At 46.0% G+C, this 22,642-nt stretch carries 25 protein-coding genes and 5 tRNA genes; 14 read left to right on the top strand and 16 right to left on the bottom strand.

Going from position 1 to position 22,642, the window contains the following annotated elements:
* The first annotated feature begins 107 nt into the window (after nucleotides 1-107).
* The 6 genes from WC259_RS01495 (at nucleotide 108) to cimA (ending at nucleotide 6,591) form a co-directional block, all read left to right on the top strand.
* Nucleotides 108-1,625 (top strand): 2-isopropylmalate synthase, encoded by a 1,518-nt coding sequence (locus tag WC259_RS01495; protein ID WP_011309308.1) that lies wholly within the window; start codon nucleotides 108-110, stop codon nucleotides 1,623-1,625.
* Nucleotides 1,626-1,640: 15 nt separating this feature from the next.
* Nucleotides 1,641-2,042 (top strand): MgtC/SapB family protein, encoded by a 402-nt coding sequence (locus WC259_RS01500; protein WP_011309307.1) that lies wholly within the window; start codon nucleotides 1,641-1,643, stop codon nucleotides 2,040-2,042.
* Between the two features lie 17 nt (nucleotides 2,043-2,059).
* On the top strand, nucleotides 2,060-3,313 hold the full coding sequence (leuC, locus tag WC259_RS01505) for a 3-isopropylmalate dehydratase large subunit (protein WP_041344541.1): 1,254 nt from the start codon (nucleotides 2,060-2,062) through the stop codon (nucleotides 3,311-3,313).
* A 71-nt stretch (nucleotides 3,314-3,384) separates the two neighbouring features.
* Nucleotides 3,385-3,885, top strand: coding sequence for a 3-isopropylmalate dehydratase small subunit (gene leuD / locus WC259_RS01510; protein ID WP_015407715.1), 501 nt, complete (start codon nucleotides 3,385-3,387; stop codon nucleotides 3,883-3,885).
* Nucleotides 3,886-4,983 (top strand): 3-isopropylmalate dehydrogenase, encoded by a 1,098-nt coding sequence (gene leuB, locus WC259_RS01515; protein WP_015407069.1) that lies wholly within the window; start codon nucleotides 3,886-3,888, stop codon nucleotides 4,981-4,983.
* Between the two features lie 6 nt (nucleotides 4,984-4,989).
* Nucleotides 4,990-6,591: a citramalate synthase gene (cimA, locus tag WC259_RS01520; RefSeq protein ID WP_015407068.1), complete on the top strand. Its 1,602-nt coding sequence runs from the start codon at nucleotides 4,990-4,992 to the stop codon at nucleotides 6,589-6,591.
* A gap of 4 nt (nucleotides 6,592-6,595) precedes the next feature.
* Here the strand turns inward: cimA and WC259_RS01525 are convergent, their stop codons facing one another.
* Genes WC259_RS01525 through WC259_RS01535 form a run of 3 tightly spaced genes read right to left on the bottom strand, consistent with a single transcriptional unit; the run spans nucleotide 6,596 to nucleotide 9,097 of the window.
* Nucleotides 6,596-7,210: a SagB/ThcOx family dehydrogenase gene (locus tag WC259_RS01525; protein ID WP_011309302.1), complete on the bottom strand. Its 615-nt coding sequence runs from the start codon at nucleotides 7,208-7,210 to the stop codon at nucleotides 6,596-6,598.
* Complete coding sequence (locus WC259_RS01530; RefSeq protein ID WP_011309301.1) at nucleotides 7,211-8,671, bottom strand: RtcB family protein; 1,461 nt, start codon at nucleotides 8,669-8,671, stop codon at nucleotides 7,211-7,213.
* Between the two features lie 9 nt (nucleotides 8,672-8,680).
* Nucleotides 8,681-9,097, bottom strand: a complete 417-nt coding sequence (locus tag WC259_RS01535) for an archease (RefSeq protein WP_011309300.1) — start codon at nucleotides 9,095-9,097, stop codon at nucleotides 8,681-8,683.
* A gap of 102 nt (nucleotides 9,098-9,199) precedes the next feature.
* On the opposite strand from WC259_RS01535, the gene WC259_RS01540 reads away from it, so the two are divergent.
* The 5 genes from WC259_RS01540 (at nucleotide 9,200) to WC259_RS01560 (ending at nucleotide 12,238) form a co-directional block, all read left to right on the top strand.
* Complete coding sequence (locus WC259_RS01540) at nucleotides 9,200-9,790, top strand: hypothetical protein (protein ID WP_015407712.1); 591 nt, start codon at nucleotides 9,200-9,202, stop codon at nucleotides 9,788-9,790.
* 8 nt (nucleotides 9,791-9,798) lie between these two features.
* Nucleotides 9,799-10,506, top strand: a complete 708-nt coding sequence (locus WC259_RS01545; protein ID WP_011309298.1) for a hypothetical protein — start codon at nucleotides 9,799-9,801, stop codon at nucleotides 10,504-10,506.
* Nucleotides 10,507-10,517: 11 nt separating this feature from the next.
* Nucleotides 10,518-11,171: a thymidylate synthase gene (locus WC259_RS01550; RefSeq protein WP_015407066.1), complete on the top strand. Its 654-nt coding sequence runs from the start codon at nucleotides 10,518-10,520 to the stop codon at nucleotides 11,169-11,171.
* Between the two features lie 114 nt (nucleotides 11,172-11,285).
* A tRNA-Lys gene (locus tag WC259_RS01555) sits at nucleotides 11,286-11,358 on the top strand.
* A gap of 88 nt (nucleotides 11,359-11,446) precedes the next feature.
* Entirely contained in the window at nucleotides 11,447-12,238 is a 792-nt protein-coding gene (locus WC259_RS01560; RefSeq protein ID WP_011309296.1) for an ABC transporter ATP-binding protein, read from the top strand.
* Between the two features lie 68 nt (nucleotides 12,239-12,306).
* On the opposite strand, the gene WC259_RS01565 is transcribed toward WC259_RS01560, so the two are convergent.
* The 4 genes from WC259_RS01565 to WC259_RS01580 all read right to left on the bottom strand — a co-directional run bounded on the left by WC259_RS01565 (nucleotide 12,307) and on the right by WC259_RS01580 (nucleotide 15,843).
* Nucleotides 12,307-13,542, bottom strand: a complete 1,236-nt coding sequence (locus WC259_RS01565; protein WP_372642890.1) for a SufD family Fe-S cluster assembly protein — start codon at nucleotides 13,540-13,542, stop codon at nucleotides 12,307-12,309.
* A complete protein-coding gene (locus WC259_RS01570) occupies nucleotides 13,524-14,279 on the bottom strand; it encodes an ABC transporter ATP-binding protein (protein WP_011309294.1) in 756 nt (251 codons plus the stop codon). The genes WC259_RS01565 and WC259_RS01570 overlap by 19 nt, the downstream gene beginning before the upstream one ends.
* 99 nt (nucleotides 14,280-14,378) lie before the next feature.
* A complete protein-coding gene (locus tag WC259_RS01575) occupies nucleotides 14,379-15,104 on the bottom strand; it encodes an ABC transporter permease (protein ID WP_015407063.1) in 726 nt (241 codons plus the stop codon).
* Nucleotides 15,097-15,843 carry an ABC transporter ATP-binding protein gene (locus WC259_RS01580; protein ID WP_011929058.1) on the bottom strand — a complete coding sequence of 249 codons (747 nt, stop codon included), beginning with the start codon at nucleotides 15,841-15,843 and terminating at the stop codon, nucleotides 15,097-15,099. The genes WC259_RS01575 and WC259_RS01580 overlap by 8 nt, the downstream gene beginning before the upstream one ends.
* A 217-nt stretch (nucleotides 15,844-16,060) precedes the next feature.
* On the opposite strand from WC259_RS01580, the gene WC259_RS01585 reads away from it, so the two are divergent.
* On the top strand, nucleotides 16,061-16,651 hold the full coding sequence (locus WC259_RS01585; RefSeq protein ID WP_011309291.1) for a phosphatidic acid phosphatase: 591 nt from the start codon (nucleotides 16,061-16,063) through the stop codon (nucleotides 16,649-16,651).
* On the opposite strand, the gene WC259_RS01590 is transcribed toward WC259_RS01585, so the two are convergent.
* The 5 genes from WC259_RS01590 to WC259_RS01610 form a co-directional block, all read right to left on the bottom strand.
* Nucleotides 16,648-18,150, bottom strand: coding sequence for a phytoene desaturase family protein (locus tag WC259_RS01590; RefSeq protein ID WP_372642894.1), 1,503 nt, complete (start codon nucleotides 18,148-18,150; stop codon nucleotides 16,648-16,650). The genes WC259_RS01585 and WC259_RS01590 overlap by 4 nt on opposite strands.
* Before the next feature lie 104 nt (nucleotides 18,151-18,254).
* Nucleotides 18,255-18,329, bottom strand: a tRNA-Asn gene (locus tag WC259_RS01595).
* Nucleotides 18,330-18,339: 10 nt separating this feature from the next.
* Nucleotides 18,340-18,413, bottom strand: a tRNA-Gln gene (locus tag WC259_RS01600).
* A gap of 30 nt (nucleotides 18,414-18,443) precedes the next feature.
* Nucleotides 18,444-18,530, bottom strand: a tRNA-Leu gene (locus tag WC259_RS01605).
* A 74-nt stretch (nucleotides 18,531-18,604) separates the two neighbouring features.
* A tRNA-Phe gene (locus WC259_RS01610) sits at nucleotides 18,605-18,680 on the bottom strand.
* 132 nt (nucleotides 18,681-18,812) lie between these two features.
* On the opposite strand from WC259_RS01610, the gene WC259_RS01615 reads away from it, so the two are divergent.
* Both WC259_RS01615 and WC259_RS01620 read left to right on the top strand, forming a co-directional pair.
* Nucleotides 18,813-19,112: a PadR family transcriptional regulator gene (locus tag WC259_RS01615; protein ID WP_015407061.1), complete on the top strand. Its 300-nt coding sequence runs from the start codon at nucleotides 18,813-18,815 to the stop codon at nucleotides 19,110-19,112.
* Nucleotides 19,112-20,374 (top strand): MFS transporter, encoded by a 1,263-nt coding sequence (locus tag WC259_RS01620; RefSeq protein WP_372642897.1) that lies wholly within the window; start codon nucleotides 19,112-19,114, stop codon nucleotides 20,372-20,374. Before WC259_RS01615 ends, WC259_RS01620 begins: the two co-directional genes overlap by 1 nt.
* On the opposite strand, the gene panC is transcribed toward WC259_RS01620, so the two are convergent.
* The 4 genes from panC to WC259_RS01640 all read right to left on the bottom strand — a co-directional run.
* Nucleotides 20,371-21,204, bottom strand: a complete 834-nt coding sequence (panC, locus tag WC259_RS01625) for a pantoate--beta-alanine ligase (protein WP_015407709.1) — start codon at nucleotides 21,202-21,204, stop codon at nucleotides 20,371-20,373. The two genes, WC259_RS01620 and panC, sit on opposite strands and share 4 nt — an antisense overlap.
* Nucleotides 21,192-22,031 (bottom strand): 3-methyl-2-oxobutanoate hydroxymethyltransferase, encoded by an 840-nt coding sequence (panB, locus tag WC259_RS01630; protein WP_061977245.1) that lies wholly within the window; start codon nucleotides 22,029-22,031, stop codon nucleotides 21,192-21,194. Before panB ends, panC begins: the two co-directional genes overlap by 13 nt.
* Nucleotides 22,032-22,033: 2 nt before the next feature.
* Nucleotides 22,034-22,408, bottom strand: a complete 375-nt coding sequence (gene panD / locus WC259_RS01635; RefSeq protein WP_011309285.1) for an aspartate 1-decarboxylase — start codon at nucleotides 22,406-22,408, stop codon at nucleotides 22,034-22,036.
* Between the two features lie 22 nt (nucleotides 22,409-22,430).
* On the bottom strand, nucleotides 22,431-22,642 hold a 212-nt coding region (locus WC259_RS01640; protein ID WP_372642900.1), incomplete at its 5' end, for a DUF2520 domain-containing protein.

The raw sequence follows: 22,642 nt of genomic DNA on the forward strand, positions 1-22,642 counted from the left end.
CTGAAGGGAAACTTCTCATCCTTAGCAGCCCCTCTTTCTGGACGAAGAGGGGTATCCGGTTACAATGCTAAATATAGAGTAATTTTCTTTCAGAAAGGATTTTTGTCATGGACAGAATAAAGATTTTTGATACCACCCTCAGAGACGGAGAGCAAGCAGCCGGTGCTTCTTTAAATGCACAGGAAAAGCTGGAGATAGCCCGGCAGCTTGAAAAACTGGGGGTGGATATCATTGAAGCAGGCTTTCCCATCACCTCGCCGGGTGATTTTGAAGCCGTAAAGCTAATAGCCCAAGAAGTACGCACCCCTGTTATCTGTGGTTTGGCCAGAGCCATACCGGCAGATATTGACCGTGCCTGGGAAGCTTTGAAAGAGGCTGCCCATCCCCGGATCCATGTGTTTATTTCTTCATCTGAAATACACATGGTTCACCAGATAAAAAAGAGCCGTGACGAAGTGCTGGAGCTGGCGCGCACTATGGTAGCCAAAGCCAAAGGCTACACTGATGATATAGAGTTTTCGCCCATGGACGCCAGCCGCTCTGACCCGGAGTTTCTGTATAAACTGCTTGAAGCAGTTATAGATGCCGGGGCTACCACCCTGAATATACCTGATACCGTTGGTTATGCTATTCCCAGTGAATTCGGTGAACTTATAAAAGGTATCCGCCAGAACGTGCCCAATATAGGCAAAGCGGTTATAAGCGTGCATTGCCATGATGATTTGGGTATGGGCACAGCCAATTCGCTGGCGGCAGTTAAAAACGGTGCCCGTCAGGTGGAATGCACCTTGAATGGCATAGGTGAACGGGCCGGCAATGCCGCACTTGAAGAAGTAGTGATGGCACTGCGTACCCGAAGCGACTTTTTCAATTTTGAAACAGGTATAAACACACAGGAAATATACCGCACCAGCCGTCTGGTCAGTGCTCTTACCGGTTTCGCCATTCAACCCAACAAGGCAGTTGTGGGTGAAAATGCTTTCCGCCACCAGTCCGGTATTCACCAAGACGGCGTTATTAAAATGGCTAAAACGTTTGAAATTATGGATCCCAAGGAAGTGGGTATTCAGGCATCCAGTTTGGTATTGGGCAAGCTTTCAGGCCGCCATGCTTTCAAACAGCATCTGACTGAACTGGGCTTTGACCTGAACGAAGAAGATTTTGATCGTGCTTTCAAAGCATTTAAAGATTTGGCAGACAAAAAGAAGGACGTAACTGACCGGGATATAGAAGCTCTGGTTGCCGAAGAACTGCGGACTACAGTTGAACTTTATCATCTTGACCGCATACAGGTTACCTCCGGAGACAGAGGCATACCCACCGCCGCAGTGCGTCTGACTACCCCGAATGGGGGAGCTGTTGAAGATGCCTCTTTGGGCAGCGGACCGGTAGATGCCGTTTACAAGGCCATAAACCGGATAGTAAACGTACCTAACAAACTGACTGAGTTTTCGGTTAAGTCTGTTACGGCCGGTATTGATGCACTGGGTGAAGTGCTTATCCGTATTGAAAGTGACGGTGTGACCTATACAGGACGCGGGTCCGATACAGATATAATAGTAGCCAGTGCCAAGGCCTATATGAATGCCTTGAACCGCTTGCTTAGGGTTAAGAACGCATCTTAAAAGGAGCAACCTACCATGCCGATAGAAGTGGAAATGCTCTTTCGCATTCTGCTTGCCATGGTACTGGGCGGGATTGTCGGTTATGAACGGGAACGTTCAGGCAAGGCCGCCGGGCTGCGTACTAATACCCTTATTTGTGTAGGTTCCTGCCTGATAACACTGGTATCTATTTACGGTTTTTCGGAAACGGATATCAGCCGGATAGCAGCCGGAATAGTTACCGGCGTGGGCTTTCTGGGAGCGGGTGCTATACTCCGCCAGTCAGAGGGACACGTTGAGGGCTTAACCACTGCCGCTACTATTTGGGCAGTAGCCGGTATAGGTCTGGCTGTTGGTGCAGGTATGTACTTTTTATCGGCTGTCGGTACCGGTGTTATATTACTGATATTACTTATTGACCGGGTAAAATTCCGTTAGATATTCTTGGAGAGGTTATGATGAACTTAGTTGAAAAAATACTGGCCGCCCACTGCGGCAAAACCCAGGTCAGCCCGGGTGACTTTATAAATGCCAAAGTAGACCTGGTACTGGCTAATGACATTACCGCACCTATAGCCATTAAAGAATTTAAAAAGGTTGGAGTCAGCAAGGTATTTGACTCCAAAAAGATAGTCTTTGTGCCTGACCATTTTGTACCCAACAAGGATATTGCATCCGCCGAACAGGTTAAAATGGTGCGTGAGTTTGCCCGTGAACAAGGGATACTCTTTTTTGAATGCGGGAAAATGGGCGTTGAACATGTAATCCTGCATGAGCAGGGTTTGGTATTGCCGGGTGATATTGTGGTAGGTGCCGACTCCCATACCTGCACTTACGGTGCACTGGGCGCTTTCACTACCGGCATGGGCTCAACCGATATAGCCGCCGCTATGGCTACCGGTGAAGTCTGGATGAAAGTTCCCCAAACTATCAAATTTAACTATTCGGGCAAACTGCCGAAATGGATTGGCGGCAAAGACCTTATCCTGTACACCATAGGGCAGACGGGTGTGGACGGGGCTTTGTACTCTGCCATGTTTTTCTGTGGTGAGGCTATTGAAGCGCTCTCTATGGAAAACCGCTTTACCATGTCCAATATGGCTATTGAAGCAGGCGGCAAGGCCGGGCTGTTCCGGGTTGATGAAAAAACTCTGGAATATGTAACCCCCAGAGCCAAACGCCAGTACACAGTTTATGACAATGATGCTGATGCGTCATATGCTAAAACATACAATTTTGATATTTCCAAGATTGAGCCACAGGTATCACTGCCGCATTCACCGGCAAATGCCCGCCCTGTCAGCCAGATTGGTAAAATTAAGGTTGACCAGGTTATCATCGGTTCCTGTACCAACGGGAGACTGGAAGACCTGGCCGTGTCTGCCAAACTGCTAAAAGGAAATGTGGTTCACCCTGACCTGCGGACTATTGTTATTCCCGGCTCACAGCAGGTATATCTGGATGCCCTGAAGGCAGGCTATATTGAAACCTTTATCAATGCCGGAGTTGCGGTTTCCACACCCACCTGCGGCCCTTGTCTGGGTGGACATATGGGTATTTTGGCGGCCGGTGAACGATGCTTAGCAACCACCAACCGCAATTTTGTAGGGCGCATGGGCAGTCCCAAGAGCGAAGTATATCTGGCAGGTCCGGCGGTTGCCGCTGCCACCGCCATTAAAGGATACATTGCCCACCCTGATGAAATTTAGATAGTTAATCTTGTTAAAGGATTGTGAAGAAGCTGTTGTTTAAAACAGGCTTTATTCAGCTAGGAGAAAAGATGTTAAAAGGATTTGTGCATAAATACGGTGAAAATGTGGATACAGATGCCATTATCCCGGCACGTTATTTAAACGTATCCGAGCCCAAGGCACTGGCCGAACACTGTATGGAAGATATAGACCTGGACTTTGTAAAAAAAGTTAAACCGGGTGACTTTATCGTAGCCACTACCAATTTCGGTTGCGGCTCGTCCCGTGAGCATGCGCCTATTTCCATAAAAGCTTCCGGTGTTTCGGCAGTAATAGCCGCCAGTTTCGCCCGCATATTTTTCCGCAATGCTATAAATATCGGCTTGCCATTGCTTGAAAGTGCCGAAGCTGCCGAAAAAATAAACAGCGGTGATGAACTGGAAATAGATTTGGAAACCGGTATTATCAAAGACCTGACTACCGGCGAAAAATTTTCTGCCAAACCGTATCCCGAATTTATGTCCCGCCTGATAAAAGCCGGCGGTCTTATAGAATATACCCGTGAAAAACTTTGCGGAAGAGGTGTTTAGTTGGATTTCAAACTGACAGTTCTGCCTGGTGACGGTATCGGTCCGGAGGTTATGGACGAAGGCTTAAAAGTTTTAAATGCCGTCGCCAAAAAATACAAGCACACTTTTAAATATCAGTACGGACTTATCGGCGGTTGCTGTATAGACAAAGAGGGAGTAGCACTTAGTCCGGCAGCTCTGGCTATGTGCAAAAAATCCGATGCCGTTTTATTGGCGGCAGTGGGTGACCCCCGTTTTGATGACCCTAAACTGCCTGTCCACCCTGAAGACGGCCTGTTGGCACTTAGAAAGGGACTTGGCCTTTTTGCCAATATCCGTCCGGTCAAGGTTGCCCCTTCACTGGTAAATTCCACCCCCATAAAGGCCGAAATAGTAAAAGGGACTGATTTCATATTTATCCGGGAACTAACCGGTGGCGTATATTTTGCCAAACCCAAAAAACGCTGGACGACACCTGCCGGTATCCGCAAAGCTACTGACAGCATGACTTACTCTGAAAAAGAGATTGAACGGATTGTGCGGGTAGGGTTTGAGCTGGCTAAAAACCGCAAGAAAAAATTGGTTAGCGTAGACAAGGCCAATGTCTTACTGTCTTCCCGCTTGTGGCGCCAGATAGTTATAGAAGTGGCAAAAGATTACCCTGAGGTGAAGGTAGAACATGTACTGGTAGATGCCTGTGCCATGAAACTTATACTTGCACCTACCTATTTTGACGTTATTGTCACCGAAAACTTGTTCGGTGATATTTTGACAGACGAGGCCTCCATGCTGGCAGGTTCTATGGGTATGCTGCCTTCTGCCTCTCTGGCAGGCATACCGGCAAAGGGCACTAAAATTTTTGGTCTCTATGAACCTATTCACGGCAGTGCCCCCACTATTGCCAAACAAAATATTGCCAACCCCATTGCCACCATTTTAAGCATAGCCATGATGCTACGCTACTCTTGTGGACTGGAGACTGAAGCTGTTGAAATTGAATCTGCGGTTGACAAGGTTCTGGCAGCTGGTTATGCTACGATAGATATATTCAAAGAGGGTAATACCAAGCTCGGTACTGCCGAGATGGGTAACCAGATAGCTAAAATGATAGGAGGCTAAACTCCTGTGCAGGTAAAACTATACGATACTACTTTAAGAGACGGTTCCCAGCGGGAGGGCATTTCCTTCACGGTGGCGGACAAGCTTAAGATTGCCCAAAAACTGGATGATCTGGGCATACATTATATTGAAGGCGGCTGGCCGGGTTCAAACCCAAAGGATAGCGAATTTTTCACTCAGGCAAAATCACTTAAATTGAAAAATGCCAAAATGGTGGCTTTCGGGTCTACCCGCCGCCCAAAAGTAAAGGCAGATGCAGATACCACCCTGAAACAACTGATTGATTCAGGTACGGAATATGTGACTTTAGTAGGTAAAAGTTCGGCCAGACAGGTAACACAGGTACTGGAAACCACTCTGGAAGAAAATCTGGCCATGATTACCGAATCTATTGAGTACCTGCGTTCCAAATGCATAAAGGTCTTTCTGGATGCCGAGCATTTCTTTGACGGCTATAAGGATAACCCCGAGTATTCAATACAAGTTTTACAGGCGGCAGAAAAGGCCGGTGCCGAAGGTGTGGTACTGTGCGATACCAATGGAGGTACTCTGCCAGAAGAAATAACCCAAGCCGTCAAAACCGTAAAAGAAGCCCTGAATATATGCGTGGGTATTCACGCCCACAATGACACCGAAATGGCCGTAGCTAACAGCATAGCCGCTCTCAAGGCTGGTGCCAGTCAGGTTCAGGGCACCATAAACGGATTTGGTGAAAGATGCGGGAATGCCAATTTGTGTTCCATCATACCCATTTTGAAACTGAAGATGGATATAGACTGTATATCTGATAACCAGCTGAAATTGCTTACTGAAACTTCCCATTATATAAGTGAACTGGCCAATCTGGTTTCCGAGCCGTTCTTGCCGTATGTAGGTTCAAGTGCTTTTTCACATAAAGCCGGCCTGCATGTCAGCGGTCTCAGCAAATGGTCAGGCAGTTACCAGCATATAGAACCGGAACTGGTGGGTAACCATCAACGCCTGCTGGTATCTGAACTGGCAGGTAGATCAAACATTATACAAAGGGCAAAAGCTATCGGAATAAATCTGGCTCCAGATTCCAAAGAAGTTAAAGACTTGCTTCAGCAGGTTAAAAAAATGGAGAGCTTGGGTTTTCAGTACGAAAACGCAGAAGCTTCTTTTGATTTACTGGTAAACCGCACCCAAACGGGTTATATAGCCCCATTTGAGCTTATAGACTTCATGGTGGTAGTGGAAAAGCAGCGACGCCCTTCAGCTATGCGCAATCAGGACGAAATGATGGCCGAAGGTATTGTGAAAGTAAGAGTAGACGGCGATATTATGCACACGGTAGCCGAAGGCAACGGCCCCATAAATGCACTTGATGCCGCTTTGCGTAAAGGTCTTTGCCAGTTTTACCCTGAACTCTCGGCAGTCCATCTATCAGATTACAAGGTGCGCATACTGGAGCAGACCAGCGGTACAGATGCGCTGGTAAGGGTGCTTATTGAATCCAGTGACGGTGAAAATACCTGGCACACAGTAGGTGCCAGCCCCAACATTATTGAAGCCAGCTGGCTGGCTCTTTCAGATAGTTTTGAGTACTGGCTGATAACCAAAAAGTGTAAAAACTGTAAAAAACAATAATCTATTAAGCGGCGGGGAAACCCGCCGCAATTATGTACAGAGGCTTAGGGTGTCCGTTCAGATTCATAGACTTACAAATGGTTTCTTCCGTAAAAGCACCTATCACCACACTTCCCAAACCCAAAGCCACACACGCCAGACTGAAATTTTGTGCAACATGGCCTACTTCAAAATAGGCATATTTTTCGGCATTGTTGCCATATCTTTTTATCAAATCTTCCGGACGGTAACAAATAACCAGTGAGAAGGGCGCATCTGCCACAAAATCCTGTTTGAAACACCCTTCTGCCAGTTGTTTGCGGAAATCACCGCTCACCTGCAGATAAAGCCCGTTCCGCTCAGGATTATACCGGTATACCCCGGCTTCCAAACCTTCCACTCCTTTGTTCCCGGCTATTATATAAAGGTCAAGCGGATAAATTGCCCCGGCACTGGGTGCAGAACGTAATTTATCTACTGTATCTGTAATGCCGTCTGATGCCCACAACAGTTGGGACAAAGTTTCTCTATTTATCTGGCGGTTTGAAAATGACCTGACCGAACGTCTTTTGCTTATAGCTTCTTCAACTGTCATTTTGCCCCGCACACTGGGCGGGGGTAATTTTATAATATCAGTCATCTAACCTTTGATTACTCCTAATGGTCTGGTTTTAAATATATTCCGGGCAATACCTGCTTTGTGGGTTACTTCCACTACATCAGCCACATCTTTGTAGGCTTCTGAGGCTTCTTCTGCCAGACTGCCTATGTCACCCACCCTTATACTTATACCCTGAGACCTGAGAGTATCCAGCAGTTGTGTACCGGAAGTAGTTTTCTTAGCCGCACCGCGGCTGAGTATCCGGCCTGCGCCATGGCAGGTAGAACCGAAAGTTTCACGCATGGCAGTCTCGGTACCTACAGCTACATACGAGTATCTGCCCATGTCTCCGGGTATTATAACAGGCTGTCCGACTTTTCGGTAAACAGCCGGTATCTCAGGGCGGCCGGCAGGGAAAGAACGGGTGGCACCTTTACGGTGGACACATACATTCTGCACTTTGCCGTCTACCATATGCTCTTCTATCTTGGCAATATTATGGGCTACATCGTATATCTGGTCCATACCTAAATCAAGCCGGCCTTTTTCAAATACCTTCATGAAGGCATCACGTGCCCAGTGGGTGATGCACTGGCGGTTAGCCCAAGCATAATTGGCGGCACAGGCCATAGCGGCTAGATAGTTCTGCCCATCGTCTGATTTTAGCGGGGCACAAGCCAGCTGGCGGTCAGGCAAATTTATGCCATATTTTTTGACTGCTTCATTTAACAGTTGCACATAGTCAGTACATACTTGATGCCCCAAACCCCGTGAACCGGTATGGATAAGAAAAAGTACCTGACCCAGCGCCTGAACTCCGAACACCGCCGCTACTTCAGGATCAAATATTTCATCTACAACCTGTACTTCCAAAAAATGGTTGCCTGAACCCAGTGTACCCAGTTGGGATGCACCTCTGGTCTTGGCCTTATTGGAAACCTTGTCGGGATTAGCACCAGATAAACTGCCGGATTCTTCAGTCAGTTTAATGTCTTCGGCTTCGCCCATACCCTTTTCCAAAGCCCAGCTCCCGCCACGGGTCATTACATTATCTATATCTGTTCCGCTTAGCTTTATATTACCGCTGCTACCCACCCCGGAGGGTATTTTGGAAAAAAGCTCATTCAAAAGCTCATCTATCTTGGGTTGAACTTCTTCAACACTGAGGTTTGTCCTTAAAAGGCGGGTTCCGCAGTTTATATCAAAACCTACGCCGCCGGGTGAGATTACCCCGTCACTTATTCTGGTAGCGGCCACTCCGCCGATGGGGAAACCGTAACCCCAATGAATATCAGGCATAGCCATAGACCTGCCCATAATACCGGGCAAAAAAGCCACATTGGCAATTTGCTCTATAGCATGCTCCTCCCATATTTGATTGAGCATACGTTCACTGGCATATACCAGACCGGGCACTCTCATACCTACTTTGTAGCTCTGGGGGATTTCCCAACGGTAGTCATCTATTTTTTTAAGTATTCCATGCCACGGGCTGGTCATAACTGCCTCCTAGATATCCAATAACACTTGAAGCTTGTACCCTCCGGTAATCTTTTTTACTTTGAGCAAGTGGTAGGTAGCTGCCTTTACATAATGATGCAAGGGAGTATCTGCATTAACTTTTTGGCCAAAACAGATAGCCGTAAGTTTAAAAGCTGAATTCACCGCCACTTCAAAACGCCCAAACACCAGTATTTGAGTATCAAATATATATATAAGTTCATTTAGCCACTTAACCAGCAGATTTTCATAACTATCTGATATAAATTCCAATGATATTATTTTATCCTGTTTCAAGGTAGACGTATCAGTAATAAGGCTGAAAAGACCGCTGGCCGCAAACCCAAAGGCATCACCCATACTTGCCCCTTGTGCTACAATGCCCACATCAGCCGTATGCTGGATTAGTTTATATCCCAAAAACATAGTAACTTATTATAACATTTTAGATATTTGTGAGCGTAAATTTCTTTCAGCTTTGGCCATCATTTAGTATAATAGAGACGAATAAATGAAATCGGGGTGAATATGGGCGACATTAAGTCTGCTTTTGAAATCGCCATGGAAAAGCTAAAGGATATTGAGGAGGTTACGGAGGATGAGAAAGCCCGCTGGAAATACCTGCCTGCCGGAGAAAAGCTAGCCACTGCCTACCTCAAGGAAACCGTCAATCTCAAAACTGAACTTGAGCAATACCAAGGAAAAGCACGTGAATATGTGGGAAAAGGCATAGAAAACCTGCTATTATCCCTTATAGCCCTGCCGGAAAATGAAGCCGCTACCCGTATCGGTAGCAAGGCAATGGAGGGCATAAAGAGCATTAAAGAAGACCAGGCGGCGGCAGAAACGGTTATCAGCCAGATGGTGCAAATCATAGCCCATTATACTGACCAGGGTGAGAAACAGCGCCGCTCCGCTTATGACCAACTTAAACAGCAGTATTCCCAATATCTGCAAAAAGCCATACAGCAGGGTATGGAAATGCCTCCTGGTCTGTCATCTGATATAGAAAAACACCCCCGTTTTCAGGAAGAATGGCGAAAACGGAAAAATGAATTTGAAGCACGGTATATTGAATCTCTGGCACAAATGAAACAGGAACTTTCACAGATAAAGTAGGGGTTTTTATGGTGGATGACTCTCTGATTTTTAAAGCCGTAGCAAATACCCGAATACTCCGGCCTCCAAAGCAGCGGCTGGCCACTTTCGGTATTACCAATATAGATTATTACCTGCTAACCACACCATCTTATCCCGTTGAAGAAGGTGATATGCCTTTGCAGGCGGAAACTGTGGTACGGGAAGGTAAAGTGATAGTCCAGCAACCGCGGATAGTCACCCCATATTACCTTACCCGTCTGGAAGGTTTCTCTGACGAAGCCAAACGCTATTTCAGCCTTCTGGTTGACCAGTATGGCTCTCAGGCACCCGGCCTGATGTATGCCTACAAAAATGAATCCAAAGGACTGAATATAGTACCGGGGGAACTGCATACAGTGGCTCAAAACATAAGCCAGCAACTGGACAAAGATAAAGCCAAACTGACCACCATTATTCAGGGCGAAGACACCCTTTGGGATGTGTCTCTGCTCAAATTTATTTATGACCTTACCCGTCATTCGCTTCAAGGCAACCTTTCAGATTTGGGTAGCCGGGGACGGCTGGGAGTAGGTACGGATGGCGTACCCAGTGATGCCCGTTTTTATATTGAAGAACTGTTTTCCAAAACGCTTCGTGACGAAGCTGACCCGAGTGAACTTAAAGACGAACTGGAACGCTGGGAGCTTTTTAATGAGTATCAGGATCGTTTTTTTGCCCTGTTTAAGAAAAAATAAGGGGAAGACTGATGAAAATTACCTCGGTGGAAGCCAGAGATCTCTCTGAAGCCTGGTTTTTGTGCCTGAGACAGGTACTTACAAACGGTTACGAGTACACTATTGAACGTGGCAGTTATTCAGGGCAGAAACGCAAAGAACTGGATATGATAACTGTCCATATTAAAAACCCCGGTAACCGCCCCCTTATACCTGATGTTCCACCTGGTGTGCCCGCCCCCTCCACTATGGAATATATAGATAACTATCTGCCGTACCTGATGACTGCTCACCGGGCAGAGGGTGAGCAGTATACCTATGGCCAGTATCTTGAAGCCCAGATTGCCAAAGTTATAAAAATGTACCGGGAAACAGGCTTCAATACCAATCAGGCTTTTATGACAGTAGGCAATCCCGAAACACTGGACTTGGAGGACCCCCCTTGTCTCCGCAGTATAGATACCAGAGTACGTTACGGAAAACTCCACTTTATAATATATTTCCGCTCATGGGATTTATGGGCAGGCTTCCCGTCTAATCTGGCGGCTATCCAACTGCTAAAAGAATATGTGGCAGCCGAAATAGGGGTAGAAGACGGGGAGATTATCGCCATGAGCAAAGGCATGCATATTTACGATTATGCCTGGGATATAGCCAAAACGGCCGCCGGCATGAATGGCGTTTAGGCATTTGGCATTTCAGCGTATTTGTACTATAATGCTGAACGTTCTTTTTAAAAATAATTCATAGGTATTTGTCACAAACTGCCTATAGTGTTAAAATATGGATGCTTTAAACGTGGGCCGATAGCTCAATTGGCAGAGCAATTGACTCTTAATCAATTGGTTGGAGGTTCGAGTCCTCCTCGGCTCACTTAATCACGTTTCTCAAGCGGTCATGACTGGTATTGACCGCTTTTCTATTTTTCGATAGTTACGGGCACTGCAAGAAGGAAATTACTATGACCAACCGGGATTTACCCCCTCTTATAGAGTTTAAAAATATCAGCCTTATGCGCGGCGAACGCCTGTGCCTGAAAAATATAAATCTGGTTATAAATCAGAGGCAAAGTCTGGCCATACTTGGCCCAAACGGGGCAGGCAAATCCAGCCTTATCAAGACTATAACCCGCGAATTATACCCCATCTTTGATCCTCTGGGTTCAAGCCTTCGCATACTCGGACGGGGAAATTGGGACGTATTTGAATTGCGAAGCCAACTGGGGATAGTATCTGCCGAGGTTCTGAGGCAGGACATCAGCCAGACTTGCCAGGAAGCAGTGCTAAGCGGTTATTTCGGTTCTCCGTACCTGCGTGATGCCGGTTTGATTAGCCCGAAAATGAAAACCTATGCCCAAGATATGATGAATCTGCTGGAAATAGACCATTTGGCAGAACGGCTGACAGATGAAATTTCAAGCGGTGAAGCCCGCAGGGTAGTTATTGCCAGAGCGTTGGTAAATAACCCCCAAAGCTTGTTGCTGGATGAACCAACCACTAATCTGGACATGAAATCCGCCCACCAGTTACGTCAGCTGCTCAGCAAAATTTCAAACCTGGGGACTCAGATAATACTGGTTACCCATAACCTCACTGATATAATACCGGAAATAAACCGGGTGGTTATGCTGAAAGACGGCAGTATTTTCCGGGACGGAGCCAAAATTGAAATAATGACCGAGACTAATTTTTCTGAACTATTCGGATTTGAAGTTAATTTGCTGAATAAAGCCGGTTTTTATTACCTTTACTAATAATTAAACCCAACAAAAAGCCCTCTGTTTCCAGAGGGCTTTAATCTGTCACCAATGTAATATTATTCTTACATGCCTTCCTGATCACCCAATTTGATAGCTTTATCCATCTCTTCTTTGAGCAAGGGAGGCAGACCCTCAATATCCACATTCAAAAAGCCGCGTACAATGGCAGCAGTGGCCTCATCTTTATTCAGTCCTCTGGCCATCAGGTATTCAACTTCTTCTTCGGCTATTTTACCCACCGCCGCTTCATGGGATAAATCCACTCCGGATACCCTTCCCATAAGCTCAGGTATAGCATAAATAATGCCCTTATCACCCAGAATAAGCCCGCGGCACTCCAGATGCCCCTTGCAATCCGGCACTTTGCCTTCAATATAACCACGGGAGATAATCTCTCCGCCGGTAGTGAGGGCACGGGTAATAAGTTCGGTTCGGGTATGTTTGGCATTTAGGAAAACCCGTGATCCAACATCCATTTTAGAGCCGGAGGGGCAAACCATAACACTGTTGAAACGGGCAACTGCATTTTCTCCATTCAGGTAAGCCACCGGATAGGACTGCAGATTTTTAACAGTTTTCATAATAACGTAATTACTTAAGAAAACGCCGTTTTCTTCCACGATAGCACCGGTGCGCGGGCGGACAGCTATATCCGGTGACCAAGTGTGTATCATGGTAAAGGTTACCTTCGCACCCTTCTTTATATAAAACTCGGTCACACCTAGATGCAGACCGGTCTCGGTACGGTGGGCAGAAGTACAGCCGGTGATAATATGAAGTTCGGAACCTTCCTCGGCAATAATAATGTTATGAACATTCTGTATAGACTGGTTTTTGGCCATATACATACAGGACTGAACAGGGAATTCGGTTTTTACACCGGGAAGTGCCCGTATAAAATAGCCGTCTGCCTGATTAAGCTCAACATGGGCAGTGTATTTATCTGCATCTACCGATACAGCTTTCCACCAGTAATCCTTCAGCCAGTCATATTTCTTGGCGGCCTCGCTAGTTGACATAATCTCTATGCCGTCTTGCTGGGCAGAGAAATGAACAGGGTGGTTATCCATTTGGATATATGTTCCGCTCCGCTCTTTTAGGTCATCCAGTATCACGCCGGATTCAAGCATACGGGCCTTGTCTTCAGATGCAAGCTCAGATGGTTTATTTACATATTTATGGGCCTCGGTATTATCGGTATATCTTTCTAAAAGTATATCGTCACCAACAGCGGGCTTTTTATTTATAGCAGCACCGGCTGTGTCAGCCAGATTAGGTCTTAGATCTTTCGGGGACATTCTACACACTCCTGATAGCCGTTATGCTTAATGGTTTCAAGCATATCCCGCGGGTCACCGGTGCAATTTATACGCCCATGGCAAAGCACATAGCCGGTGCGGGCGTTTACATAATCCAGAATATGCCCGGTGTGGGTTATAACCAAACCACCCCGTTTGCGTTCACGAATAGGGTGTTTTTTCTCCAACAGTTCATTTATGAGACTGCCTATAAGGGCGATATTCTCTAAATCAACCCCGGATTCAGGTTCATCAAGGAGAACCATGTCCGGCCCCTGTGCCAGCAACTGTAGCAGTTCAGAACGCTTGATTTCACCACCGGAAAAACCATGGTTAACATCTCTTTCCAGAAAATCTGTCATGTTTGCTTTTTTAGCAAGTTCATTAATCAAGCCTTTGTCATCTTTGGCACGAAGTGAACTGCGAACCATTTCCCGTAGTTTCACCCCGCGCACTACCGGTGGGCGCTGAAAACTGATGCCTATACCTAAACGGGCACGCTCATCAAGCGGAACATGGGTAATATCTTTGCCATTAAATATCAGCTGGCCTTTGGTGATTTTGTAACGGGGAAAACCCATCAGTGTCATCAGCAGGGTGGTTTTGCCGCTGCCGTTAGGCCCAAAAATAACATGGGTTTCTCCGGCAGGCAGTACCAGGTCAACTCCGTGGAGTATCTCCCGACCATCTACCTCAACATGGAGATCTTTTACCTCAAGCAGAATTTCTGAATCCATTTAAATACCCCTGAATCTATGCTTAGTATATAGTAAATGTTACCAGTAAAATGATGGATATGCAATTTGTACGGCAACTGTTTGCCTGTTTATTTTGCTTTAGCGGCGTTTGGGTACGGTAAGTGAAGCCAAAAGAGTGGTAATAACCGCAAACAGCATCAAAACTCCGCATTGGAATCCTACTTCAGCCAGATTTTTACCCTGTAGCATTATTTCACGCATGCCGTCCACACCATAGGTTAATGGCAGAATATTTGACAGGTACTGAAGCCACTCCGGCATTTGAGAAACCGGCCAGATAACCCCGCACAGAAATATCTGGGGAACAATAATGAGCGGAATGAACTGAACCATCTGGAACTCATTTTTGGCAAAACTGCTGGTAAAAATACCCAGTGTAACTGCACCGGTAATAATAAGCACCTGAAAGAGGAGTATTTGCCAGAGTTCACTCTGAAAGTTAACACCCAGCACATATATAGTAAAAAGAACAATGATAAGTGTCTGCAGCAAGGCAAACACAAAAAACCCCAGAAGATACCCGGCTACTATATCCAGACGGGAAACAGGCGCGGCCATAAGTCTTTCCATAGTACCCTGAGATGTTTCACGCAGAAATGAAATGCCGGTAAGCAGGAAACTGAAAAACAAAGCCAGAGTCGCCAGCATGGCCGGAGCAATATAATCAAGCACCGTTGCATCCGGAAAACTGACACCTATAAGCCCCATAACCACCACCGGAACTACTATTATGAGTGCCATAGTCCTGCGGTCATGGAGTAACTGGCGGATAAGCCTCTGGGCAATAGCCAGCATATTATTCATGGCAGGGGATACCTCCTATTCGGATAGAATGTAAAAAGGCATCTTCCAGACTGGCATCAGCTTTACCTGTAGCCGCCTTTAAATCCGCCGGAGTACCTTCCGCAATTACCTTGCCCTCACGCAGAAACGCCAGACGGTCACAGTGGGCAGCGTCATCAAGCGTATGGCTGGATATTATTATGGTTACTCCTTTTTGGTTTAGGCTTTTAAAATATTCCCAAAAACGGCAGCGCAGTTCAGGGTCAAGCCCCACAGTTGGTTCATCTAAAAATATCACCGGGGGATTATGGACAATGGCACAAGCCAAACTTACTCTCTGTTTCATGCCACCGGAAAGGTTCATAACGGCATCATTCCGTCTTTCCCAGAGGTCTACCAGCCTGATTACCTCTTCTATGCGGGCTTTTCGCAGTGTTTTATCCCGCAGACCGTAGACACGGGCAAAAAAATCTATATTCTGGCTGATTGACAATTCGGTATACAGAGAGTGTGCCTGTGGCATGTATCCCAGCTGGTATTCCAGTTGGCGGCTAAACTCTTTTCCAAGTATGGCTAGGTAACCGCTTTTTTGGCGGAGAAGCCCCACCATTATGCGGATAAGAGTGGTTTTGCCTGCCCCGTTAGGACCCATTATTCCGAAGCTTATACCACCGGGAATCTCCAGACTTAAGTCATCTAAGGCCTTGATGTGTTTATAATTGAAAGATATATCCCGCAAGCTGATAGCATTTCCAGTCATGCTACATCCCTTTCTGTTTACCGACAGGGCTTTAAATATTCCCTCTCAAACACCTGATTCAGAATGATGCCGCCTGATTCTTTGGGCACGGATATTCATTCATAATACCTGTAATATGCGAACACCTGCAAGGGCAGGTAATATATTAAAGTCTATTAGTGCTGGATAACCGTTTATGCTAATATGAAAGTAAAGGTTTTATACATGGGAAGGTAAATTGAAAACCAAACTGGCAAACTACATATCTGATATATTTAATCCTCTTACGCTAAGTATCCTCTTTGTTTTTCTGCTAGCCAAAGACTCCACTGAAAACCTGTGGGAAGCCGTCAAATGGTCATTGATATTTATAACTTTGTGCATGCTGCCTATATTTCTGGTTATTTTAAGTATGGTTAAAAGGGGCAAACTTCAATCGGTTTTTTCAAACCCCCGTGAACAGCGTCATGTTTTATATGTTTTGGGTTCGGTGATGGTAGGTGCTGGACTCATGGTACTTATATTTATTGGGGCACCGGATAAACTTATAGCCGCCTTGTTTGCCGGCTTTGTTTCCAGCGTGCTTTTCATGATAGTAAACTTCTTCTGGAAAATAAGCGTCCACACTGCATTTGCCAGTGCATTCTCCAGTATAGCTTTGATGCTTTACGGTTACAGTGCTCTGGGTTTCATGCTGTTAGTACCCATGATGGCTTGGGCCAGAGTTTACCTGAAAGAACATACCGTGGGGCAGGTAACTGCCGGTGCATTGCTGGCGGGCACAGTAATAGTTACTGTTTTTAATATTTTTAATATGGTTAATATCTAAGTAGTTCTGGTAAAAAAGGGCTTCTTTTCTTTGGCACATACCAACTGTATAGCCTGACGCCCGGAAAGAATTACTCCCGGCACACCCCCGGATACCCAATGCCCTGCCAGATAAAGGTTTGATAACCCCTCTAGACTCCGCCTTGTTTCTTCCTTGAAGTTTTGGCTGGTAAGCCCCCAGCCTTCAGGCGCACCCTGATGGTTTAGCGTATAACGGTTAAGAGTGCAGGGAGTAGCTACATCAGCAATCTCTACCAGTGGGGATATCCCGGGATAGAGTATCTCCAGGTTAGCCAGTATTTCAGATACCAGCCGTTCTTTTTCAGCGGCGTATTTATTAGGATCTTTTTGCCGAAGGTTATCCCAGTATTCCCATTCGGTTTCAAACTCCGCCTGAATCACACTTTTATCTTTAGGTGCAAAATGGTTGCTGTAGTTAAATATACGCACAAATATTTGCCGAATCTCTCGGTTTCCAACCTGCAGGGGCTGTTTTAGAATGAGAGTATTAAAAACACTTTCATTTTCAAAAGTCCGTTTTACACCAAAACTAGCCACAAAATACGGGCGGCTGAGTTCACAGGTATCAAACTTATTTTGAAGCTTTTTGCCTATATATTTGCCGTCCAGCAGGTGAAAAACTGTATTATGAATATCACCGGCAGAAATTACGTAATCTGCATAGTCCTCAGTCCCGTCAGCCAGCTTGACGCCAAAAGCACAGTCATCTCTGACCAGTATTTTTTCTACGGTAGAACTGTAGGTTACTTCTCCATTCAGGTCTTTATACCGTTTTTCTATCTGGCGGACAAAATCTTTGCAGCCTTTTGCCAGATAGCTCATTTGCCCGTCAGCAGCAATGGCCAGCAACATGATTACAAACCAGACAGGGCATTGGGGAGTAAAGAGGTTATTCAAACATTTAGCCAGCCAGCGGTTTTGCATGCCGGCAGTATAGTCTTGCATACTTTTTGCGTACTTGCCGGACATATATTTAAACAGCTTGCGCATTTTCCACATATCCGTAAGCTTATCTAACCCGGAAGTCAATTCAGGCGGATTCATTTGGCCGTAAATAGCTAAGTCTTTGCCTAAAAAAGCAGTAACTGCCATAGCCAAGTCTTCTATCAGGGGGGCATCTGCAGGGGAAAGCATTTTTAGGTCTAAAGCCAGTTCTGAAATATTTAGAGGGATATCCAACTGTCTGCTTCCCTCAATATCAATAAAACTGCCGTATGATTTCATAGGAATAAAATTAGCAGGATCTGCCACCCCAAGCTGGCGATAGATATTATATAAATCAGTGCCATTTTGGGAACCCATCATAAAGTGAATACCGCCGTCAATCAGGTATTCGCCCCGCCGCCAACAAGCCGCAACACCACCCGGTTTGGAATGATGCTCATAAATACGGGTAGCATAACCATTCATTCGGGAATAACAACCGGCAGAAAGCCCGGCCAGACCGGCACCAATAATGATAACCTTTTTTGAAGACATGAGGCCTCCTGAAATACAGCCGAATGATATTCCGCTTTTGCTAATGCGTCAATAGGGGAAAACGACATAAAAAAACCGCCCTTGCAAGGCGGTTGAATAAACTCTGGCTCCCGAGGTAGGACTCGAACCTACGACCAAGCGGTTAACAGCCGCCCGCTCTACCACTGAGCTACTCGGGAACGCTTTATTTGGCTGGCGAGCCAGGATTCGAACCTGGGCATAAGGATTCAAAGTCCTCTGTGCTACCACTACACAACTCGCCATAGCCTAAAAGTAAATCTTTCAAGTCCTCATGGTGCCGAAGGTCGGACTCGAACCGACACGAGGTTTACCCCCAGCAGTGTTTGAGACTGCCGCGTCTGCCATTCCGCCACTTCGGCCGGTTTAAGATTACTTTTGCTGGCTACGTTTGCTGATTAAAGCTATTTTAAGCAACTACAATACCGATATCAAATGGTGCCGAGGCCCAGGATCGAACTGGGGACACGCGGATTTTCAGTCCGCTGCTCTACCGGCTGAGCTACCTCGGCGAAAACATGTAGTATTGTAGCCTTAAGCGCTAAAGGTGTCAAGAATTTTAGCCTGTTTTAAGGCTCTCTTTATCTTGCAATACCAGAATAACAAGCATATTATATCGCATACTGATATTGCGAGACGATATAGTGGTTGACCGTGAATTTTTTCTGGGTTTTATACGTATACACATATTATACCACGCCCAAAATGAGCCCATATTCGGAGCAGAAATAGCCCGTGAACTTGGCAGACACTGTTACACCATCACTGCCGGTACCCTTTACCCGCTTCTACATAGATTGCAGGCTGAGGGCTATCTGGAAAGTTTCCCCAGAGTAGAGCAGGGCAAGCAGAGAAAGTATTACCGGACCACCCTCAAAGGCTCTGAGATGCTTAACAAGTGCCGCAAACAGATAAGAGAGCTGGTAGACGAGGTGCTGGAATAATGGAGCAAGAAATAAAACCTGTGGCTTCTGAAAAGAGAATTTTGGGTTTTGCACCCAATGTATTTTTTTTGGGGCTGGTAAGTTTCCTAACAGATATCTCCAGTGAGATTATTTTTACCCTTGTTCCTCTTTTTCTGGCCAATGTACTGGGAGCAACTACCACTGTAATCGGCTTTGTGGGCGGGCTTTCAGATTCTACTGAAGCTGTTTTTAAAATTTTCAGCGGCTACCTGAGTGATAAGATTAACCGATGTAAAAGTCTGGCATTATTCGGTTACGGGTTTTCCGCCCTTGCCAAGCCATTTATGCTTTTGGCAAACAGCTGGGGGATAGTAACCGGTGTCCGCTTCGCAGATAGGGTGGGCAAGGGGGTAAGGTCTTCACCAAGAGACGCCTTGATTGCCAATTCGGTAGAACCTCATGAAAGAGGCCGCAGTTTCGGTTTACATAAAGCCATGGATAGTCTGGGTGCAACTCTGGGTTTGGGCATTGCGGCAGCGGTTATATATTTTACCCAAAGCGGCAGCCTGACACTCGAAGTGGAAACGTATAAAACATTGGTATGGTGGGGGATAATTCCGGCTTTTCTGGCAGTGTTGGTACTAGCCGTATTTGTAAAGGAAAAACGCCGTCCGCAAACCACCTCACTCAAAAGTGAAAAGGTTCGCTTCAATTTTCGTAATCTGTTTCTGGGCATGGACAGCCGGTTTAAACTATTTCTGTTAGTCATGTTTTTGTTTACCTTGGGCAATTCCAGCGATTATTTCGTAATTCTGCGCGCCCAGGATATGGGTGTTTCAGTATTGGCAATAAGCCTAATGCTGGTCGTATTTAACATAACTTACACACTGGTCTCACTTCCCGCCGGGATGCTTTCAGACAAAATAGGGCGGAGGAAAGTGATAGCCATAGGTTGGCTGTTTTATGCACTTGTGTATCTGGGTTTTGCCGTTACCCAAAACCAGATTGGCATCTGGATACTGTTTGGTTGTTACGGGCTTTACTACGGGATTGTGGAAGGGGTGGCAAAGGCTTTTGTGGCAGATATGATACCGTCTGATAAACGGGGGACTGCCTATGGTTTGTATCAGGGTGTAGTCGGGCTGACTCTGCTTCCCGCCAGCCTTATAGCGGGTATTCTGTGGGACAGGGTGGGTTCGGCAGCACCTTTTTACTTCGGGGCAGTACTGGCGTTACTTGCAGTGATAGGTTTGCTGGTATTCATTAAAGAACCACCCAAGAAAATACCCACTGTAAGTTAGGCCAAAAACATATTATCTATCAGGCGGGTTTTGCCAAATCTGGCGGCTACTAAAGCAATAGTCTTGGCAGATACTTCATCCGATTCACAGAGGGTATCCTGGTGTGACAAGCTAACATAATCTATTTCTGCCATAGATTCATGCTGAATTACATCAGTCATTTTCTTGCGGATAACCTCTGCCCGGTGTTCTTTTTCATCAAATAAACTTCGTGCCGTAAGCAGGGAACGGTAAAGAACCAGAGCAGCTTGCCGTTCAGCCGGAGAGAGATAGGTGTTACGGCTGCTTAAGGCTAACCCGTCATTTTCACGTATAATAGGTAGCATTTCCACCGATACATCCAGATTAAGGTCTGAAGCCATTCTCTTTATTATCAAATACTGCTGATAATCTTTCTGGCCGAAATATGCCCTGTCGGGGCGAATTATAGTAAAAAGCTTGGCCACTACGGTGCACACCCCGCGGAAATGTCCCGGACGGACTGCACCTTCCAAACATTGCTGTAAAATACCGGGCTCTACCCAAGAATCAAACCCTGCCGGATACATATCTTCAACAGATGGCGCAAAGACGTAATCCACTCCGGCATTTTCCAGCATGGCCATATCCCGTTTTTCATCACGGGGGTACTTCTTGAAATCCTCATGCGGACCAAACTGGGTAGGATTAACAAAGATACTGGCAACAGTATTTATATCCTGTTTTTTAGAAGCTCTAACCAACGATAAATGCCCCTCGTGAAGATAGCCCATGGTAGGCACCAAACCAACCGGCCCGCAAATCTCACGGTGCAGTTTTTTCATCTCGTCTACTGTTCTTATAATACGCACTTTTTCAGTTCCTCCAATACCTTTTTATCAAGGGTGAAGCTCTCCTTTAAAGTGGGAAACGCACCTTTAGTGACTTCAGCGGCATAGTCAGATACAGCTTTTGTAATACTGCCATTTAAATCAGCATACCGTTTGGTGTGCTTGGGTACAAAATCAGTAAACATACCCAGCATATCTGATATCACCTGTACCTGACCGTCACATTCTTCTCCGGCACCTATACCTATGGTAGGTATGGAAATACCGGCTGTAATAATAGCCGCCAGTTCAGCCGGCATAGTCTCCAGCACTATTGCAAAAGCCCCGGCTTTTTCCAGAGCCTTGGCATCTTCTATAAGGGATAGGGCGGTTGCCAGAGTTTTCCCCTGCACCTTAAATCCGCTTAACTGGTTTACAGATTGGGGGGTAAGCCCGATATGCCCCATAACAGGTATACCGCAGTCTACTATTCTTTTAACCTTGTCAGCCACATTTACTCCACCCTCCAGCTTGACTGCCTGAGCACCGCCCTCCTGAATAAAACGACCGGCATTTAACAGCGCCTGTTCCGGACTCAGATGGTAGGTCATAAATGGCATATCTGCTATAATCAGGGCCTTTTGACTGCCCCTGACTACGGCTTTCAGATGGTGCAGCATATCTTCCATAGTAACGCTTACGGTAGAATCATACCCCAGCACTACCATACCCAGACTGTCTCCTACCAGTATGGCCGGGATACCGGCTTTATCCAGTATTTGGGCAGTGGGATAGTCATAAGCAGTCAAAATGGCTATCTTCTGTTTGTTTTGTTTCATTTCTTTAAGTTGGCTGATAGTGGTACGCATGTTTATACCTCTAAACCCTGATTGGCAACCCCGTTTTTTACTTTGGTTATACGGTTAAGCGCATCTACATACACCAGATTTGGCTGGTGAATAAGAGTATCTTCTTCGGTTATCAGGCTATAGCCCAGTATGATTATCTTGTCACCCTTCATGCCCATGCGGGCGGCCGCCCCGTTTAGGCATATCTGGCCACTGCCGGCTGAACCCTCAATAACATAGGTTTCCAACCGTGTCCCGTTATTTACATTTACCACATGTACCTGTTCGTAAGGCAGCAAGTTGGCTGCCTGCATAAGGTTTTTATCAATGGTAATACTGCCTTCATAGTCTATGCAGGCATCCGTGATGGTAGCCCGGTGGATTTTGCTTTTCAGCATAATTCTCACTGTATATGTCTCCTTAATTTGCCAGTATCCGAGATAACTTTTCTATACCGGTGATATTGGGTTTTTCTTTTTCAAGTGCTATTTTGACGGTTTGCCTGCCTAATTCTTTATAGGCAGGTATCAGTTCAGGGGCAATATTTTCAAGTGCTGCCAGATGTTTTGAAACCGTCCCGCAATCCCCTCTGGCAATAGGCCCTGACAAAGCATTGGTTGCACCTGCTTTTT

Origin of the sequence: Dehalococcoides sp. (assembly GCF_041654235.1) — a bacterium.
Classification (GTDB): domain Bacteria; phylum Chloroflexota; class Dehalococcoidia; order Dehalococcoidales; family Dehalococcoidaceae; genus Dehalococcoides; species Dehalococcoides mccartyi_B.